Source organism: Acetobacter malorum, from assembly GCF_001580615.1.
GTDB classification, from domain to species: Bacteria; Pseudomonadota; Alphaproteobacteria; order Acetobacterales; family Acetobacteraceae; genus Acetobacter; species Acetobacter malorum.
Genome location: NZ_LHZC01000050.1, coordinates 48,066 through 64,186, shown reverse-complemented (window position 1 = coordinate 64,186; position 16,121 = coordinate 48,066). Strand labels below are relative to the sequence as shown.

General features: G+C 57.0%; 16 protein-coding genes and 2 tRNA genes. 6 read left to right on the top strand and 12 right to left on the bottom strand.

From position 1 onward, the window contains the following. Positions 1-5: 5 nt before the first annotated feature. The 3 genes from AD930_RS08900 to AD930_RS08890 all read right to left on the bottom strand — a co-directional run bounded on the left by AD930_RS08900 (position 6) and on the right by AD930_RS08890 (position 3,766). Positions 6-1,322 (bottom strand): homoserine dehydrogenase, encoded by a 1,317-nt coding sequence (locus tag AD930_RS08900; RefSeq protein ID WP_043550239.1) that lies wholly within the window; start codon positions 1,320-1,322, stop codon positions 6-8. Further along, a complete protein-coding gene (locus AD930_RS08895) occupies positions 1,319-2,548 on the bottom strand; it encodes an LL-diaminopimelate aminotransferase (RefSeq protein ID WP_061502001.1) in 1,230 nt (409 codons plus the stop codon). Before AD930_RS08895 ends, AD930_RS08900 begins: the two co-directional genes overlap by 4 nt. 153 nt (positions 2,549-2,701) lie before the next feature. Further along, complete coding sequence (locus tag AD930_RS08890) at positions 2,702-3,766, bottom strand: hypothetical protein (protein ID WP_061506004.1); 1,065 nt, start codon at positions 3,764-3,766, stop codon at positions 2,702-2,704. 188 nt (positions 3,767-3,954) lie between these two features. Here AD930_RS08890 and AD930_RS08885 point away from each other — a divergent pair, with 188 nt between their 5' ends. Next, the gene (locus AD930_RS08885; protein WP_197056201.1) at positions 3,955-4,638 is read left to right on the top strand and encodes an ATP-dependent Clp protease proteolytic subunit; all 684 of its coding nucleotides are present in this window, start codon (positions 3,955-3,957) and stop codon (positions 4,636-4,638) included. A gap of 129 nt (positions 4,639-4,767) precedes the next feature. Further along, entirely contained in the window at positions 4,768-5,772 is a 1,005-nt protein-coding gene (locus AD930_RS08880; protein WP_043550237.1) for a ferritin-like domain-containing protein, read from the top strand. Between the two features lie 758 nt (positions 5,773-6,530). On the opposite strand, the gene AD930_RS08870 is transcribed toward AD930_RS08880, so the two are convergent. The 6 genes from AD930_RS08870 to pqqA form a co-directional block, all read right to left on the bottom strand. Beyond that, the gene (locus tag AD930_RS08870; RefSeq protein ID WP_156476952.1) at positions 6,531-7,283 is read right to left on the bottom strand and encodes a DUF2987 domain-containing protein; all 753 of its coding nucleotides are present in this window, start codon (positions 7,281-7,283) and stop codon (positions 6,531-6,533) included. Positions 7,284-7,438: 155 nt separating this feature from the next. Then, positions 7,439-8,530 (bottom strand): pyrroloquinoline quinone biosynthesis protein PqqE, encoded by a 1,092-nt coding sequence (gene pqqE, locus AD930_RS08865; RefSeq protein WP_208598593.1) that lies wholly within the window; start codon positions 8,528-8,530, stop codon positions 7,439-7,441. An 11-nt stretch (positions 8,531-8,541) separates the two neighbouring features. Beyond that, a complete protein-coding gene (pqqD, locus tag AD930_RS08860) occupies positions 8,542-8,832 on the bottom strand; it encodes a pyrroloquinoline quinone biosynthesis peptide chaperone PqqD (RefSeq protein WP_061505953.1) in 291 nt (96 codons plus the stop codon). Next, positions 8,829-9,572, bottom strand: coding sequence for a pyrroloquinoline-quinone synthase PqqC (gene pqqC, locus AD930_RS08855; RefSeq protein ID WP_061505952.1), 744 nt, complete (start codon positions 9,570-9,572; stop codon positions 8,829-8,831). The genes pqqD and pqqC overlap by 4 nt, the downstream gene beginning before the upstream one ends. Next, complete coding sequence (gene pqqB / locus AD930_RS08850) at positions 9,569-10,480, bottom strand: pyrroloquinoline quinone biosynthesis protein PqqB (protein ID WP_061505951.1); 912 nt, start codon at positions 10,478-10,480, stop codon at positions 9,569-9,571. The genes pqqC and pqqB overlap by 4 nt, the downstream gene beginning before the upstream one ends. Before the next feature lie 69 nt (positions 10,481-10,549). Next, positions 10,550-10,630, bottom strand: a complete 81-nt coding sequence (gene pqqA / locus AD930_RS17405; protein WP_043550231.1) for a pyrroloquinoline quinone precursor peptide PqqA — start codon at positions 10,628-10,630, stop codon at positions 10,550-10,552. Positions 10,631-10,926: 296 nt separating this feature from the next. On the opposite strand from pqqA, the gene AD930_RS08845 reads away from it, so the two are divergent. The 3 genes from AD930_RS08845 to AD930_RS08835 are packed head-to-tail and all read left to right on the top strand — an operon-like array spanning position 10,927 to position 14,457. After that, the gene (locus AD930_RS08845) at positions 10,927-12,255 is read left to right on the top strand and encodes a lipopolysaccharide biosynthesis protein (RefSeq protein WP_061505950.1); all 1,329 of its coding nucleotides are present in this window, start codon (positions 10,927-10,929) and stop codon (positions 12,253-12,255) included. Beyond that, on the top strand, positions 12,252-13,382 hold the full coding sequence (locus AD930_RS08840) for an ELM1/GtrOC1 family putative glycosyltransferase (protein WP_341843833.1): 1,131 nt from the start codon (positions 12,252-12,254) through the stop codon (positions 13,380-13,382). Before AD930_RS08845 ends, AD930_RS08840 begins: the two co-directional genes overlap by 4 nt. A gap of 31 nt (positions 13,383-13,413) precedes the next feature. After that, positions 13,414-14,457: a glycosyltransferase gene (locus tag AD930_RS08835; protein WP_061505949.1), complete on the top strand. Its 1,044-nt coding sequence runs from the start codon at positions 13,414-13,416 to the stop codon at positions 14,455-14,457. Positions 14,458-14,526: 69 nt separating this feature from the next. Here AD930_RS08835 and AD930_RS08830 read toward each other — a convergent pair whose 3' ends face one another. Together AD930_RS08830 and AD930_RS08825 are read right to left on the bottom strand one after the other, a co-directional pair. After that, positions 14,527-14,736 (bottom strand): TOBE domain-containing protein, encoded by a 210-nt coding sequence (locus tag AD930_RS08830; RefSeq protein ID WP_061505948.1) that lies wholly within the window; start codon positions 14,734-14,736, stop codon positions 14,527-14,529. Positions 14,737-14,919: 183 nt separating this feature from the next. Beyond that, a tRNA-Ala gene (locus AD930_RS08825) sits at positions 14,920-14,995 on the bottom strand. A 107-nt stretch (positions 14,996-15,102) separates the two neighbouring features. On the opposite strand from AD930_RS08825, the gene AD930_RS08820 reads away from it, so the two are divergent. Then, positions 15,103-15,408, top strand: a complete 306-nt coding sequence (locus AD930_RS08820; RefSeq protein ID WP_231558350.1) for a YggT family protein — start codon at positions 15,103-15,105, stop codon at positions 15,406-15,408. Between the two features lie 594 nt (positions 15,409-16,002). Here AD930_RS08820 and AD930_RS08815 read toward each other — a convergent pair. Then, positions 16,003-16,078, bottom strand: a tRNA-Phe gene (locus AD930_RS08815). Positions 16,079-16,121: the final 43 nt, after the last annotated feature.

Genomic DNA, 16,121 nt, shown 5'->3' with positions numbered 1-16,121 from the left:
GACGCTCAGTCCGTTTCAATCCGGATCATCACCGGCGTATCCGTCACCACATCCAGACCATCAATCCGCGCGACAGCATCCTGCATGGCGGCTTCAGACGTCTGATGCGTCACCAGTACCAGCGGCACATAAGGATCGGCATCATTCTGCTCTGGCGTGTGCTGCAACATGCTGCGGAGAGAAACGCCGCAATCACGCAGGACAGCCGTGATGTCCGCAATCACACCGGGACGATCTTCCACGAGTAAACGCAGATAGAACGCGCCAGTGCCTGCAGAAACCGGGTTAGCCTGCAAAGGAGGCGTATCTGTGGCCTGCACGCCCCAAACAGGAATGGTATGCCCACGGGCGATATCGATAAGGTCAGCCGCAACAGCACTTGCGGTGGGGCCAGCCCCTGCGCCACGGCCTTCAATCATCAGCCGGCCAGCAAAAGCGCCTTCCGCCACTACGGCGTTAAACACGCCATCCACCTGTGCGATGGGGGCATTTTCCGGCACAAGGCAGGGGGTTACGCGGGCTTCAAGCCCGGTCTCGCCCATACGGGCCATGCCCAGCAGTTTGATGCGATAGCCAAGTGTGCGGGCAAAGGTGAGGTCCAGCGCGCCAATGCGGCGGATACCTTCTACATGCAGGGATTCAAACGCCACTGGCTGCCCAAAGGCCAGACCGGCCAGAATGGTCAGCTTGTGGGCGGCATCCAGTCCGTCAATATCAGTGGAGGGATCAGCTTCCGCGTAGCCCAGCTGCTGGGCGTCAGCCAGAACGGTGCCGAAGTCCTTCCCGGTTTCCCGCATCACGGTCAGGATATAGTTGCAGGTGCCGTTCAGAATGCCGCCAATCCGCAACAGACGGTCTGCGGCCAGACCTTCACGCACCATTTTGATGGCGGGAATGCCGCCCGCAACGGCGGCTTCAAACAGCAGCGGTGCTGATTTTTCAGCACTCAGCCGGGCAAGAGCCGGGCCATGAATGGCAAGGAGAGCCTTATTGGCAGTCACCACCGGTTTTCCGGCGGCAAGGGCGGCTTCCACCACGGCGCGGGCCGTGCCTTCTGAGCCACCAATCAGTTCAACCACAACATCCACGTCCGGGTCAGCGACCAGATCAGGGGCGTTATCGTACCAGCGCATGCCGGACAGATCGACCCCGCGGTCCCGCGTGCGGTCGCGGGCGCTGACGGCGGTGACTTTCAGCGGGCGGCCCGCACGGGCGGTGACCAGATCCGCATTGGTGTTCAGCAGCCGGATAACACCAGCGCCGACGGTGCCGAGACCAGCGAGACCAAGACGAAGGGGGGAAGTGGAGGGAGAAGACGTCACGATTCAACAGGCTCCGGCTTGCTGGCAGAAGAAGGAGGCGCTTTTACGCCATGGGCTGAAAGAAAACCACGAATGGCACGGGTGGCCTGACGCAGACGCTGGGTATTTTCCACCAGCCCAATCCGCACAAAGCCTTCCCCATGCTCGCCAAACCCAAGGCCGGGGGCTACGGCCACACCAGCTTCTTTCAGCAGAAGTTTGGAAAATTCAACGCTGCCCATTTCCCGGAAGGGTTCGGGGATAGGGGCCCATGCAAACATGGAACCTTCCGGTGAGGGCACGTCCCAGCCACCGGCATGCAGGCCACGGATCAGCACGTCCCGGCGCTCTTTATACAGGGCGCGGATATCGGCCACGCAATCCTGCGGGCCGTTCAGAGCAGCCACGGCAGCGACCTGAATGGGGGTAAAGGCCCCATAATCCAGATAGGATTTAATGCGGGTGAGGGCCGCAATCAGCCGCTCATTGCCTGCCGCAAACCCCATACGCCAGCCTGCCATGCAGTAGGTTTTGGAGAGCGAGGTGAACTCGACCGCAATATCCTTCGCCCCCGGCACCGCCAGAATGGAGGGCGGCACGAGATCCCCAAAATAGATTTCCGCATAGGCGAGGTCAGACAGGATGAAGATTTCTTCCCGCCGGGCGAACGCCACCAGTTCCTTGTAGAAATCCAGATCCGCCAGATAGGCCGTGGGGTTGGATGGGAAGTTGACAATCAGCGCCGTCGGCTTGGGGACGGAATGGCGCACAGCGCGTTCCAGCGCCCGCAGCATGGTATCATCCGGCGTGGCGGGAATGGAGCGTACAGAAGCCCCGGCAATAATAAAGCCAAACTGATGAATGGGGTAGGACGGGTTAGGCACCAGAATGGTGTCCCCCGGGCTGGTAATGGCGGAGGCCAGATTGGCCAGCCCTTCCTTGGAGCCCAGTGTGGCGATGACTTCCGTATCCGGGTTGAGCTTCACGTTAAAGCGGCGCTCGTAATATCCGGCAAGAGCCTTACGCAGGCCCGGGATACCTTTACTGACGGAATAGCCGTGCGCCCGCGGGTTCTGCACAGTTTCAACCAGCTTCTGCACAATATGCGGCGGCGTGGGGCTGTCCGGGTTGCCCATGCCGAGGTCAATAATATCCTCGCCCCGCGCTCGGGCTGCCGCTTTGGCCTGATTGACAGAGGCAAAAACATAAGGCGGCAGGCGACGGATGCGATGGAATTCTTCGGTCATGGACTTCAAATGCCCTTGTTAGGAAAGGGGTCAGACCCCGCACGATTACGGGGGAAAAACATAGTAATGGCAGAAATGGAACAGGCAACCGCCCCAATGGGATAATCTGTTCTCAACTCTAAGATTATCCCACGGGCAGGGCGGAGAGGCGTATCAGGGCGTCGTGGCAATGCGTGCGCCCATGCCAAACGCGTCCCCGCGAATGTGAATGGCGGAGGAAGGCACGTTCAGGCTGATCAGCTTTTTGGCAATATTCTGGGCGCGCAGCAGCCCAAGCTGCACGGCGTCAGCCTGATCCTGCGCATCAAGTGAGGCGGCAGACCCAAAGCCCCGCACATAGAATGGCCCATGCGGTGTTTTGGCGACCAGTTTTGCAAACGCATCATCCTGCCCGGAGGAAATCTGGTCGGACTGCGGGATGCAATGAATTGCCGTGCCCTTGGCATCAGACAGATCATAATTAGGGCGAACCGCATCCGGCAGATAGGCGTCTGACGGAACATCAAACCCGGGGAAGGATGGCGGCGCGGGTGGCCCTGCCGGGATCTGCGGAATGGCGCTGGCCGGGGTGGGCGGGGTCTGCGCGGTGGCTTTCACCTCCGGCATCCCGACTTCCGGCATGGCGACTTCGGCGTCCTGCTTGCCAGCTTCGGTCTTTTTCCCGGTTTTGGTCAGAGTGCCGGAGTCAGACGAGGGGGCAGATGGAACTGCGGATTGAGCGTTTTTCCCGGCAGAGGCAGCCGTGGCGGCGGCCTGCTGGGGCGGGGCCTCTGCTGCATCCATAATGGCCCCGGCCGTGCCCTCGGGGAGCGTAGCAGGCTGCGCGGTGCCGTTCCCGGTCTGTGAGGCCGTGCCCGCTTTGGGTGCGGTTGATGCAGCGGCACCGGGCGGTGGCGGGATTTCAGGCATCAGGGTGCCGTTTGCGGCCACCGTGCGGTACATCAGGTTACGGTCACGGATGAGCTGTTGCGTGATCAGGGACCGGGCCTGAGGGGAGGGGACCTCCGGCGTTGTCGTCGGCGTCAGGCCCACATGCGGGTAGGGGTCATAAATGCCGGGTGGTGGTGGCCGCTGTGCGGCAATAACCCCGCCGCGCATATGCTGCATCCACTCAAACGTCGTATCCACGGCGTCCTTATGGCTGCATCCTGTCAGGCAGAGCACGCCTGTTGCGACCAGTAGCCCGGACCGAAACGGGCTGCCGGACTGAAAAGCCATGGAAACACGGTGCCGGAAAGGCCGGTCCTGGTCTGGGCACGCTTGCTGCATGACGTGATGGTTGCTCCGCTGGCAGGGTGAAAAACAGGGGGCACTCTACCCTCTTCAGGCCGTTGTGGCGAGATAGGGGATCACCCTCGCATGATTGCCCCTTGGCAGGGGCGCGCAGGCAGAGCAGGATAAGAGACATGAACAGAGACACAGAACATGCGGAGACTGGCATGACGGGCATTTCCCCCTGCGATCCTATCCGGCTGGATGATGAGAACCCGGAGTCCCCGGACGCACCGGAAAAAGAAGACGCCAAAACCCCGGCTGCCCCGGAAGGGGAGCTGGAGAACAAGCTGTTCAAACAGCGCAAAGTGCTGATTTTTGGCGGGATTAACGACAAGGTGGCGCGGGACGTCACGGCGCGTCTGCTGGCGCTGGCCGGTGAGTCGGACAAGCCGATTGATGTGTATGTGAACTCTCCCGGCGGACACGTGGAAAGTGGTGACACCATCCATGACATGATCCGCTTTGTCGATTCGGTTGCTCCGGTCAACATGATCGGCACGGGCTGGGTTGCTTCTGCCGGTGCGCTGATTTTTGCTGCTGGCCAGAAAGATCGTCGTTTCTGCCTGCCCAATACGCGCTTCCTGCTGCATCAGCCGATGGGCGGCGTGCGTGGTCCGGCAACCGATATCGACATCGAAGCACGCGAAATCATCAAGATGCGTGAGCGTCTGAACCGCCTGTTCGCACGGGAAACCGGCCAGACGTACGAAAAAATCGTCAAGGACACAGACCGCAACCACTGGATGTCCGCGAAAGAAGCAATTGACTATGGTCTAGTGACAAAGATCATTTCGAAGCTTTCCGACATTCACTAAACGGAAGACCCGCGCTCCTCTCCTTCTGCGGAGGGGGAGGAGTCAGTTTGTTGTCCCGGGCCCTGCGTGGCCCGCTTCTGTTTTGGCAGGGGCGGGTGGCGCAGCGCCCCCAGTAAACGGGTTCCTGCCATGGGTTCTCTCAGCGATATCTATTCCCGCCTGCCAGACAGTGTGGATGATCTGCCCCCGCCGCCCGATCATGAGGCTGTGGTTGAGGCCGATTATAAAGCCCGGCACTGGTTCAGCCCTGTCAAAGGCCCGCTGAAGCCGGGCTCTGACGCGCATAAGAAGGCGATTGCGGCTATGTTCCGCGAAACCTTCAACCCCTATCGGCCTTCCGTCATTGACTGGCCGAAGCTGGACCCGGAAACGCTGCATCGCATTACGTCTCTGCCGATCTGGGACATTGCCGTGCAGACCGAGGGCAAGGCCCGCCTGCGTATGGCAGCTTACGCCCGTCTGGTAACAGATCCGGACATCAAGGACGCCATTTCCCGCAATGCGTGGGAAGAAAACCGGCATAAGGAAGTTCTGTCCAAGCTGGTTGAGGCCTACGACATCAAAATGGCGCCGGAACCGCCGTATATTGAGCCGAAAGACGTCGAATGGGCCTATCTCGTCACCGGTTTTTCTGAGTGCGTGGACAGCTTCTTCGCTTTTGGCCTGTTTGAACTGGCACAGCGTTCCGGTTTCTTCCCGCCCGAGCTGATTGATACGTTCGAGCCGGTGATGCAGGAAGAATGTCGCCACATTCTGCTGTTTGCCAACTGGCTGGCCTGGTATCGGGCAGTCATGCCTTGGTGGCGTCGTCCGTTCTTTGAGATGAAAGTCTGGGCGGTCTGGGCATTTCTTGCCTATGAACGCATGAGCCTTGCCACCTCTGTGGATGATAAGGGTGAGGTCCATACGCAGGACAACAACTTCACGGTCACCGGTGCAAAAGACATTGCCAACGTTGATCTGAACCTGCCGGAATTTATGGATCTGTGTCTGGAAGAAGATGACAGGCGCTTTGCGGGCTATGACCCGCGCCTGCTGCGTCCCACCACGGCTCCGGCCATTGCACGCGTCATTCGTGATGTCGGGCGCGGGTGGCAGTTTGTCTCCGGGCTGGTGCGCGCCAACCGGCACTGATTAAGGTTTGTGCGGGCAGGGGGAGTACTCCTTCCCGCACACCATCAGAGCGTGACAGACGCAGCGCTCAAATTTTCACTGATAACCAATTGAATACGCGTCAGTATTTTATTCTACCAATATTGTTTCGATATTAATATAATTTAGAGGGATTTCAGCAGGATTAATCGCCATAAAATTTTATGGCATTCAGGAGAGGGTGAGTGGCGATATTCAGGAGCGGTAAAGCCTGTGCCTTTTCTCTTTCTCCGCAATTAAGCAGGACGCAAAAGCCCTATATTTTTTTACTAAGGGAAAATCAGACAAAGCTTTTGAAGTAGGTCATTCCTGTTTCTTCTTTTTGTGCATTTATGAATTTTGTTGGAATGCTGGTGCTTTCATTTACAACGTTTTCTATGAATGAACAGAAAGAAGATCTGATACGGGTAATATCTGTTTCTTTGGTACTTTTTATATTCTTTCTTTATTATTCTTTGTTTTTGTGGATAAAAATAAAATCATTGCCATTTGATGGCATGAAATATGCCATAGACACATTTAATGTCGATAAATTCATATCGACATCTTTATATATTGGCTGCTTCTCAACGATCTTCACGCCGCTCTTGTGCTTAGCCAAAATGCACGAGCTTGCATTTTTTCAAAGCGACGAGGATATTTTGACGAAATGCGTAAAAGTATCAATTGTGATGGTGGCTTTTCTAATGTGTTCTTACTGTCTTTTTATGATAAAGAGCATTCATTCAAAAAAACAGAATTTAATGTGATTTCCGCTTCATGCTTGCATGGGGATCAAGCGGGATTTTTATGAGGACCTGATTGAACGCCTTGGTGCTACGGAAGAGCGTATCGCGTGGGTAGTCCTGCGGTCTGAACACGAACGTTTGCGGTGTATCGCTCTGGTTATCCAGAAGAAGCTGGGGCTGGTCATTTTTGATTGCCTCCAGTCGGCTATGCGGGGCTACGGAGACAATTAGTCGATGCGCATCCGGCAGCATGAAAGCAACAATTACCCCCACCACATCTTCCATGCAGTTATTGAGTTGCCGCAGCCAGTGGCGCGCTTCGGCATCGGTAAAGTGGTCCGGCTGGGGCGTGGCGACGGCAACCTGGAAGGTGAAAACGATAAACTCATCTGATGTCAGGTTGGCCATCAAAGGCGGATTTTCTTCCCACAGAGCCTTTGTCAGCGGCACGGTTAGTTCATCATTGTCTGCATTAAACAGCGGGATTGGGCCACTTTTGGTTTGCAGGTGCAACCCGGAGGCTTTCAGAGGCGCATCCTCTGGCTGGAGCCGACCCAGCACATGCAGGGAAAGATTGGCGCGGTCCTGCTCAGGGAAGGCGTTAAAGCGCCGGAAAACCCGTGCCACAGCCTGATAGCTCTGCACTGTTACCGGCCGGGCCGCATGCACTTCTATGGCTTCAGGCTGCGACGTCGCGGCGTGGGCCGGAGGCAAAGGAGCCAGACAACAGGTCGCCAGAAGCCAGAAAAAGCCATGTCTACGCATAAAGAGCCGCCTCGCGGTGTAGAAACACCCTAAATCATACAGCCTGTTTCCGACCCGCGCATAGACAATCCATGCCTGAGGGGAAAGCCACTCTGGCCTTTGGCTCCTTAAAGGAGTCGGTCAGGCTCTCAGGATACGGATAAAGGAAACGGCTGTTAAACCGTATTGCTATACCGGCGGTAACGGAACGCAGGTGGTGTTGCAGGGCGCTCCGCGATGGCCTGCGCAATCCGGTCATGCGCCGGGGCACGGTGGCAGACCGGGTCCGTCGCGTCGGCTTGTCCCGCCAGCGCCAGAGCCTGACAGCGGCAACCGCCCCAGTCATCTTCTTTAAAGGCACAACTCTGGCACGGCTGGGGCATCCAGTCCGTGCCACGATACAGGTTGAACAGCGGCGAGTCCTGCCAGATGGCCTCAAGCGACTCTTCCGTAACGGACGGGAAAGTCAGCCCCGGAATACTTTCTGCCGCATGGCACGGCAGCACCTTGCCGGAAGGCGAAATATTGAGGAAGCGCTGCCCCCAGCCGCCCATGCAGGGCTTGGGCCGTTCGGCGTAATAATCCGGGGTCACAAAATCAATGGCAAGCCGGTTGCCAAACCGCGTGCGTGCAGCAGCAACAGCCTGTTCCGTCGCTTCTAACTGTGCGCGGTCTGGCAGCAAGGCGTCCCGGTTGAGCAGGCCCCAGCCATAATACTGCGTATGCGCAATTTCCACCCGGCGAGCGCCCAACTGCTCGGCCAGATCCAGCATGGCCGGAACGCGTTCCGCATTTTGCCGATGGATCACAAAATTCAGGGTCAGCGGTAGGCCGTCTTCTACAATCAGGCGAGCCGCTTCCAGTTTTTTGGCCTGAGCGCCTGCCATGCCGCCAATCCGCTCGCCTTCCTGCGCGTCGGCATCCTGAAAGGAGAGCTGGATGTGGTCCAGCCCGGCGTCAGACAGTACCTTCAGACTGTCACGGTTCAGCAGCACGCCGGAGGTAATCAGATTGGTATAAAGCCCCAGAGACACCGCATGACGGACCAGATCAGCCAGATCAGGCCGGGCCATGGGTTCACCCCCGGAAAAATGCACCTGCAACACGCCCATGGCGGCCGCTTCATCCAGCACACGCATCCATGTTGCGGTGTCCAGTTCGCCTGCGCGCGGGTCCAGCCGGAGCGGGTTGGAGCAATAGGGGCATTGCAACGGGCAGCGATGCGTCAGCTCTGCCAGCAGGCTCATGGGGGGCGGGGCTTTGGTCATGGCAGAACGGGTCATGCCAGCAGCAGGACCTGCTTGTCGGCCAGTTCCTGTGTCATGCTCAAAACATCCTGTGCAATGACGTCACGCGGGGCAGAAAACTTTTCTGCAAGCTGGTCAATAATTTTCGCCAGAGAGCGCTTTCCGTTCACCAGTTGCAGAATTTCTGCCGCAACGGCATCAGCCAGAAACGCCCGTTCCGGAGCCTGCACAAACCACTGCTCCCGTACGCGGTCATATTGCAGCCGTGTGCCGCGGGCAAAGCGCGGCACACAGGTTTCCGCCAGAAGGGTGGCGGCTGTCATGCTGCATCCTCAGCCGGACGGAATGCCCCCGGCGGAATACGGGCGGGCGTGACATAGGCGTAATCCAGCGCATCCAGCATCGACCACAGCACGCCACATTTGAACTTAAGCGCGCCAAGCACCGCCTCCTGTTCAGCCACCGTGCGGGCATGCTCCTTCACATAAGCCAGCGCAAAGGCCGAATCCTGCGGAGCCTGCGTCAGGCGCGGGGCGAAGTAGGCCAGTGTTTCTTCCGTAATAAACGCATAGTTCCGCAGCATGCCGGAGACACGTTCACTGATGATGGTGGGAGAGAACAGCTCTGTCAAAGAGGACGCAATGGCCTCCAGAATGGAGCGGTCTCGCACAAAATGCACATAGGCTTCCACGGCAAAGCGTGTGCCGGGGAGCAGGCCGTCCAGCGATTCCACATAGGCGCGGTCCAGCCCCAGACCATCGGTCAGCTTCAGCCAGCGTGCCACGCCGCCTGTGCCGGGTTCCGTGCCGTCATGGTCAATCAGCCGCCGCCTCCATTCCCGCCGTAGCTCTGCTGTGGGCAGGCGGGCAAGCAGTGTGGCGTCCTTGGCTGGGATGCTGGCCTGATAATAATAGCGGTTCAGAGCCCAGGCCTGTACCTGCCCCTTGTTCAGCTTTCCATCATGCAAGGCACGGTGGAAGGGGTGCAGGTTGTGGTACCGTTCCGCACCAATAGCCCTTAAGGCAGCTTCCAGTTCGTCGGGGGAAAGCAGCCGGTCTGTCATAGTGTTATCCTCATGCCATCATAGGCGACATCCCAGCCTGCCTCTTCAACCTGCCTGCGTTCAGGCGTGTCGGCTAACAGAATGGGGTTGGAATTGTTGATGTGGATGAGCACCTTGCGGCTCACGTTCAGCTGGCGGAAGGCGGCAATCGTACCATCCGGCTCATCCGCAATGGACATATGGCCCATGCGGCGGCCTGTCTTGGCTCCAAGGCCGGCGCGGACCATCTCATCATCCGTCCAGAGCGTGCCGTCAAAAAACATCACATCGGCCCCGTTCAGGCGGTCGCGCAGAGCGTCCGTCATCATGGCACAGCCGGGGATGAAGAGGGCACGATGCTGGCCATCCGTAATGTCCAGCCCGATGGTTTCCCCGTTATTCATGATCTCAGCCGGGTTTTCCCCACGCTCCGCATAAAGCGGCACTTTGCCGGGGACGGAAAACGGCGTGATGCGCAGATTGCCGGGCATCAGAGAGAGGGGCTCGTCAAGCACCATAGTCTGGCGGGGCACCAATGTGCGGTCCAGCGCATCAAAAATCGGGTTGGCATCCAACTGGGCCAGAACAGAGGCCGTGGCATACAGTCCGTAAGCCTGCCGTTCCCGCATGGTCAGCAACCCGGTAATGGCGTCAATTTCGCCACTGGTCAGCACCACACCGGAAATGGGGGTGGAACGCAAACCCTCTTTGGGGTGCAGGGCTGGGGTCTGATTGATCTGCGCGCGCAGATCGGGCGAGGCATTAAGGATAAACCAGTGTTCACCATCCCCGCTGACGGCGAGAGACGCCTGTGTGCGGGCCGGGGCGTTTGGGTCTCCGGCGCGGGCGCGCTGGCAACCGGGCGCGTTGGAGTTCCACTGAGGAAAGCCGCCACCTGCGGCAGCGCCTAGAACAAGAAGATCAAGCATAAGCGGCTTTTTAAAACAAAAATGCCGCCAGCGCGAACCTGATGCAGGTCGCGCTGGCGGCAGAAAGGCTTATTTCTTCTGGCCGCAAACGTAGCTGTTGATTTCTGCGCCAAGCGGGATTTCGGTGATTTTCGGTGTGGTCCAAGCCATGAGAACTCTCCGTTAATGGGTCATGTATCAGGCGGCCTCCTGTTCTGGCAAAAGAGCCAGAGGGAGGCTGGCCGCGCACAAACGAGTGTGAGCAAAAGCCCGAAGGGTGCAACCCTGCACACAGAAATATGAGGTCTTTTTCATCCTTTTCACGGGAGTGTGAACGGGTAACCTTTCAGAACAGACCGCGCACCAAAACAGGACGATTTGCTATTTCTGCCGCATGGCTTCTAAACACGGCCCGGCATAATGTGCCGTGCACAGGCTATTTCAGGCGGGAGAAGGAAGCGTGAAGGCTGATGAATAGTCAGATCAAAGCGTTATTCAGACGGGTGTTTCGGAACACGGGCTATCTGCTGACTGGCAGAGGCGCCATGGCTGTGCTTGCGCTGGCCAGCACCGCTCTGGCCGTCCGCACACTGGGGCTGGAGGATTACGGCATCCTGCTGCTGATGAGCTCCTTCGTCATGTCCTGCGCGGTGGCGACACGCTTTCAGGCCTGGCAGCCTTTGCTGCAATACGGCACGTCTCTTTACAAAGCTGCCGAGAAAAAACCGTTCCAGACCCTTTTCCGCCATTGCTCCATGCTGGATGCGCTCGGCGCGCTCATGGGGCTGGCCGTAGCACTTTTCTCCAGCATCTGGCTGGCACATCTTTCCGGCTGGGCGGCCGCCTACGGGCATATCCCGCTATGGTACATGACCGTCATCCTGTTTATGAACACCGGCTGCGCCATGGGCGTCCTGCGGCTTGCTAACCGGTATGAACTGGCGGTTCTGGCGGATACCGCCGGCTCTGTGGTCAAATTCGTAGGGTGCGTGACGGGGTTTTTCCTGCACTGGACTCTGCCGGATTTTCTGCTGCTTTGGTACTGTTCCACCGCCGTGGCGTTCGTGCTGGATTATGGACTGGCCTTCTGGGTCATGGCTCGTTCGGACAAACTGAAAGGGTTTCGGCTGGTCAATGTGTCCTGGCTCAGCCCCATTAAAGGCATCTGGCGGTTTACCTTTTCCACCAGTCTGGATCAGGCGCTTGGGCGTCTGGGTTCCCGCCTGACGGTTCTGATTGTCGGCGCGGTTTTAGGGCCGGAGAACGCCGCCATTTATAATGTGACATGGCAGATTTCCGATGGCATGGCGCGCCCGGCGCAAATGCTCACCCCTGCTCTGTATCCGGAACTGGTGGCACTACGGGATAAACGGGACTGGGCTTCCATCCGTCAGGTCACCAACCGTATTTTGCAGGCGCTGGCTATTTTTTCCGCTGTGGTGCTGGTTGTGGCTACGTTCGTCGGGCCGTGGCTGCTGCATCTGTTGCTGACAGTCCCGTGGACAGGCACCCGCACCCTGCTGTTGCTGATGACCATAACCGCTATTCTGGACCTGTGGGACGTGCCGCTTGAGCCGCTTCTGGTGTCTCTGAACAAGGCGCATCAGATTATGATCGGCCGCATGGTGACGATGTGTTTCTCCCTGCCGCTGCTTTATGTGCTGGCCCGTGCATGGGGGATGACAGGTGCGGGATTTGCAACCCTCTTAAGCGAACTAGCTATTCTTCTGACACGTCTCGGTCCTTATCTTATTATGAACCGAAATAAATCATTTGAGGGCAAACCCGAAGCCTGAGACCTGTTCGGGGGCCAGAGCGCGCAAGCGGGAGGTGTGACCTGAACCGATTAGTTTTATCCGAGCCAGTCTGGATTCTGGATACAGGGCGCGTCGGAGAGCAGGCACAGTGTCGGACGCTGGTCCGGGCGTTGGGACTGCCCTTCCGGACAGTGCCGCTAGGCCCAGATTTTGCACCGCCAGCCCAGTGGCCAGAGACGACCGGGCTGCGTCTCATTCTGTCTTTTGGGAATGCAGTGCAGGCAGCCTGTGCGTTACGGGAGTCCTGCCAGATAAGGCCATTAGTGGTGCATATCGGCCGGCCTAGCCATATTCCCGCTAAGGATCTGGATCTGATTATTCCGTTGCCGCAGGATGATTATCCCCCGGGGCCGAATGTTCTGAAAGTCGCCTGGCCGTTGAACGGGGCTAGGCTCACACCAAAACCAGAGAACACGGAACATCAGCGCCATGCAGGCACCATTGTGATGTATGGCGGCCCGTCCCGCCACTTTCGGATGGGGCTTGCGGAAACCCGCCGCCTGTTAACTTTTGCCCGTGCGCTGGCACACGCCAATCAGGAACCTTTGCACATAATCACCAGTCCTCGCACGCCTCCTGAAGCGGTGGCGTGGATGCAGGAACAGATGAAGATATGCGGCGCTATCCTGCATCTTTTCCAGTCAGATGAAGACTTGTTCGGCAGCTTCCTGAAAACTGGCAACCGATTTGTGGTGACCGCCGATAGTGCATCCATGCTGGCAGAAGCGTGGCGTAGCTGTGCGCCAGTCTGGCTGTTTCCTTTGCCACGGCGTCAGACGGTTATGTCCCGGTTGCAGCAGGGAGTGGACGCTCTGGGGCTCCGGCCTCTTCGTTACTGGCTTATCCGGCGCGGGGTCTTGGGAAGTGGGGCCAACTTCACGCACTGGCATCGCACACTGGTCAGTTCGGGGGCAATCCGTTGTGCCGACCTGCACCTGAGCGAGCAGGATTTGCGCTGGGCACCACTGCGGCATCAGGCTGATACGGACCTTATGCGATGCCGAGGCCGCATTCTGGCGCTCCCAGATCTTCTGTCAGGAGGTGGCCCTGAGTTAACCGCGCCATTGGGGCATGAGGGGCCTAGTCTGACGAAAGCATTATTGTAATGCGCCCCCAATCAACTTCGATGGAAAAAGCGTGACACATTCAGAAACCCTCACAGAACAGGCAATCCTGCACGGAACCTGCGCTGTGATTGTGACCTACGCTAACCGTGTTGCCTTTGTTGAACAGGTTCTGCATGCGGCGTTTCAGGTAGGTGTCGGGCATGTGGTTCTGGTGGATAACGGAACAGCTCCCGCTGTTGCAGAAAACCTGAAAACCGTTGTGGCATTATGGGGCGCAGAGCGGGTGACGACTATTCGGCTGGAGCGCAATGGAGGGTCGGCGGAAGGGTTTGCCGCAGGATTTTCTGCCGCGGCCCAAAGAGCCCAAACCCGACATATCTGGGCGCTGGATGATGACACCGTTCCCGATCCTGACGCGCTCACAGCCCTTGCCCGCACATGGCGGCTTATGGGGGAAAAATCCTCCTGCTGTCTGGCCAGCTTTCGTCAGGACAAGCGCACCTACGTCAAGCTGGTTAAAAACAATAAGCCCAATGCCATTCAGAAAAATTCCTTTTTTGGTTTTTCCGTTCAGGCCCCTTTCCAGAAAAAAAGGGTCGTAATCTGGAAGCAGAATGGGCTGGAATGCCGCTCCATGGAAATGGCGGCGTATGGTGGCTTATGGTTTCATAAAGAGTGGGTGCAGCGTATCGGTCTGCCGGATGCGCGCTTTTTTCTCTATTTTGATGACTATGACTATACATTACGCATGACCCGCAACGGAGGGGCGCTGTGGATGTGCCGCGATAGCGTTCTGAAGGACCTTGAGCAATCCTGGACCCAGACCCCTTCCTGCCTTCATCCATGGTTACAGAGTGAGCAGGGCATAATTCGCCCCTATTTCGCTTTACGGAACCGCGTTTTTATTGAGCAAAACAGCATAAACTGTAAGTTGATTTATAATCTCAATATGGCTTTGTTTCTGTTTATAAAAGTCCTGTGCCGCACGCCGCGCAGTGCTCTGTATCACATCCAGCATCCCGTCAAAATGATACGCCGCTGGCGCCTGCTGGTCGGTGCAATCCGGGATGGTCTTTCAGGAAACTTTGAAAACAAGATTTTAAAAGGCCAATGAAAAGGCAGAAAAAAGCGGCAGACCCTGAAGGGACATGCCGCTGATAGACGTCAAAAAATGGTCAGCTGTTTATTCAACACCGATCATGACATCAGACGCCTTGATGAGTGCTGTTGCCTGCTGGCCAATTTTTAGGCCGAGATCGGCCACGGCTTCATTGGTGATGGATGCCATCATGACCGTGCCGCCCGGCAGTTCCAGACTGATATGGGAGGTTGTGGCCCCCGGCTGAATGGCGACAATCTTACCGGTAATCTGGTTACGTGCGCTAATTTTCATCAGATGATCCTCCTCAGGCTTCTATCCCTTGCGACTATAGGGACTAGTTCGCAATTCGGGGAAGTGTCGCCTGAAACAGCAGGTGCTCATGGCCGGCGTAGAGCATGGAGGTGTAAACTTGCAGAGCGAAGTTTACAGTCTCAGGAAATTTAATGAATAAAATCAGGGGATTATAAAGGCGGGTGGTGGAGCTAAGGGGAATCGAACCCCTGACCTCCTCATTGCGAACGAGGCGCTCTCCCATCTGAGCTATAGCCCCGCCTGTATAAGTCTGGGATCTAAAGGGCTTATCAAGACGGTGTCAAGCTGTATTGTAGCGGCCTGAGGTCTGGTAAAGCCAGCTCTTACCCCCTGTGTTGTGGAGAAGTGTTCTTGCTGTTTGTTCTTTTTTCAGTGTTGATGCGCCTGTTAGAGATTTATTGCTGGATCCTGATCCTGTCCTGCATTTTCATTAATCTCTGCCTGTTTGGCATTCTGGACAGCCGGAAACCGCTGGTCTGGAAAGTGGGCCTTTTCCTCAACCGGATGACAGAGCCGGTTCTCGAACCTGTGCGCCGTATTCTGCCCTCACTGGGGGGCGTGGATTTCAGCCCCATGGTTGTGCTGCTGGGTATCCAGTATGTGGTGCAGCCGGTGCTGGTCAGCCTTTTCAGAACCCTGATTTATCGCTGAGAAGCCATACAGAAGGTTCGTGCCCGCAAAGCTGGAGCACGAACCCAACTGGTTTTTTATTTGATAAAAAACCCGGCAGCGACCTTGTTGGTGTGCGCATTCTCAACAAGTCCTGCGATCTCGGCACCTACCTGTAAGACTAGGGGATATTCGTCCGGTTAAAAACCGAAGCGGCAAACAGCTTGTCGTTGTCTGAGCATCGTTTCTGACACCCTCACTTACAGCTATCGGTTTAATCCTCGTCCAGGAACGCAACGCAGGTCCGTTTTCCAACGTAAACGGTATCTGAGATGCATTATTTTTGAGACAATCTTGTAAGGTAACGCTGGCCTGAGGGTTATCGACACAGCCTGTACTGCTTATCCACAAGCTTACCCCCGCAGCCATCCGCAGAATCTGGGGATAAGTGCAAAAGCGGAAAAAGCAGGCAGAATAAAATGGAAAAAGGATGTGTTTTCAGGCCAATAGGGTGCGGCAGCACGACCGCATGCAGAAGGGGCCGAGTGCTCAAAGAGCATCAGCCTCATACAGCATACGCAATCTGAGGCGGTCTAAACCAAACCAGAAATAGCGTTTAAATTTTTAGGGGAAAAATGGTGCCCAAGACCGGGATCGAACCAGTGACACTGCGATTTTCAGTCGCATGCTCTACCAACTGAGCTACTTGGGCACCGCAGCCTTGCGGCGTGAGAGAGCATGTATCGCAGGAGGGG

Excerpts from the sequence above, each read along its gene's own strand:
- AD930_RS08830 (WP_061505948.1), bottom strand. The coding sequence starts at position 14,736 with ATGAAAATTAGCGCACGTAACCAGATTACCGGTAAGATTGTCGCCATT.
- AD930_RS08895 (WP_061502001.1), bottom strand. The coding sequence starts at position 2,548 with ATGACCGAAGAATTCCATCGCATCCGTCGCCTGCCGCCTTATGTTTTT.
- AD930_RS08870 (WP_156476952.1), bottom strand. The coding sequence starts at position 7,283 with ATGCGTAGACATGGCTTTTTCTGGCTTCTGGCGACCTGTTGTCTGGCT.
- pqqC (WP_061505952.1), bottom strand. The coding sequence starts at position 9,572 with ATGACAGACCGGCTGCTTTCCCCCGACGAACTGGAAGCTGCCTTAAGG.
- AD930_RS08880 (WP_043550237.1), top strand. The coding sequence starts at position 4,768 with ATGGGTTCTCTCAGCGATATCTATTCCCGCCTGCCAGACAGTGTGGAT.
- pqqD (WP_061505953.1), bottom strand. The coding sequence starts at position 8,832 with ATGACAGCCGCCACCCTTCTGGCGGAAACCTGTGTGCCGCGCTTTGCC.
- AD930_RS08890 (WP_061506004.1), bottom strand. The coding sequence starts at position 3,766 with ATGGCTTTTCAGTCCGGCAGCCCGTTTCGGTCCGGGCTACTGGTCGCA.
- pqqA (WP_043550231.1), bottom strand. The coding sequence starts at position 10,630 with ATGGCTTGGACCACACCGAAAATCACCGAAATCCCGCTTGGCGCAGAA.
- pqqB (WP_061505951.1), bottom strand. The coding sequence starts at position 10,480 with ATGCTTGATCTTCTTGTTCTAGGCGCTGCCGCAGGTGGCGGCTTTCCT.
- pqqE (WP_208598593.1), bottom strand. The coding sequence starts at position 8,530 with ATGACCAAAGCCCCGCCCCCCATGAGCCTGCTGGCAGAGCTGACGCAT.
- AD930_RS08885 (WP_197056201.1), top strand. The coding sequence starts at position 3,955 with ATGAACAGAGACACAGAACATGCGGAGACTGGCATGACGGGCATTTCC.